At 52.1% G+C, this 1,196-nt stretch carries 1 protein-coding gene; it reads right to left on the bottom strand.

The genetic code is table 11. The features are described from left to right. Nucleotides 1–79 precede the first annotated feature (79 nt). Nucleotides 80–1,018, bottom strand: coding sequence for a DMT family transporter (locus tag K2I50_RS07845; RefSeq protein WP_301025784.1), 939 nt, complete (start codon nucleotides 1,016–1,018; stop codon nucleotides 80–82). Nucleotides 1,019–1,196: the final 178 nt, after the last annotated feature.

Below are 1,196 nucleotides of genomic sequence, written 5' to 3'. Positions count from 1 at the left end.
TCCTTCGTCACATGTCGAAAATCGTCTCAAGCTATACGACCCTGGCGGCAACATTTATTATTAAACAAGCTCTAAATGCCTACTTATCGTTGTCAATACCGCTGACGAGGGCGGGCCCACCCTTGCGTGCCCTGCTCACAGTTACCATCCACACGCCAGCAAACACAAGCGCCACAGCCAATACCTTGGCCGGAGTAAAGGTATCGAGCCCAAGGCATATTCCTACTGTCGACGCCACAACAGGCTGCACATAATTATACATGCCGACAAGCGTAGGGCGCAATGCCTTCTGTCCTATCATTACACATATATAAGCCAGGAATGTTCCGCCACACACCACGAACGCTATGCCGTACCACTCCGGAGCCGATACCTCGCGCCATGGAAACGACGCAAGCGATGGAAGCGACGGGATAAGTATGGCAACAGAAGCAAATGTAAACATCCACCTCATCAGGGTAAACAACGAATATCTGCTTATGAAGTTCTTATATAGAGTAAGATACAGCGCGTAGCTGAACTGTGCGGCCAGCACCAGTATGTCGCCAAGCACAGGGTTACTGCCGGCGCCACTGCCATGGGCCGAACTCGTAAACACCAGCAACATCGCGCCGGAGGCACCAAGCGCTATACCGAGCGCCTTTTTCCATGTGACAGGCTCTTTAAGAATAAGCGCGGCAAGCAACATCACCCACATAGGCATCGTGGTAGTGATCACCGTAGCGTCGCTCGGTGTGCTGTAGCCCACGCCAAACAGATAGCACCCCTGGTTGAACACAATACCGAGCATCGCCGCTCCGGCAAGACGCAACAAATCCATAGCAGGTACATGCTGCCAGGGGGCGAATGCCGACGCTATCCAGAACAGCGCCGCAGCCCCGAACATGCGAAAGTCGCCCAGAAGCAAAGGCGATACAAGCGCACCCGCCATCACCATCTTGGCCACCGGAGCCATAAGCCCCCACATAAGATTGGCCCCGAGCATGGCCACATGACCTCGTATCTGTGCTTTGTCCATATTCATTAAATTCCCTTGAACAATCAGTAAAGAGGCTGCAAAGTTACAAAAAAAATGTCGCCGGCACACGTACATATGCCGGCGACACTGCTATAGGAGATTCTTAGAGCTTGTTTAATAATAAATGTTGCCGCCAGGGTCGTATAGCTTGAGACGATTTTCGACATGTGACGAAGGA

Origin of the sequence: Muribaculum sp., from assembly GCF_029051885.1 — a bacterium.
Lineage (GTDB): Bacteria > Bacteroidota > Bacteroidia > Bacteroidales > Muribaculaceae > Muribaculum.
The sequence above is the reverse complement of the archived record's forward strand: the minus strand, read 5'-3'. Positions and strand labels throughout refer to the sequence as shown.

What these genes read in the sequence shown, in the direction of transcription:
- K2I50_RS07845 (WP_301025784.1), bottom strand. Translation starts at nt 1,018, where the DNA reads ATGGACAAAGCACAGATACGAGGTCATGTGGCCATGCTCGGGGCCAAT.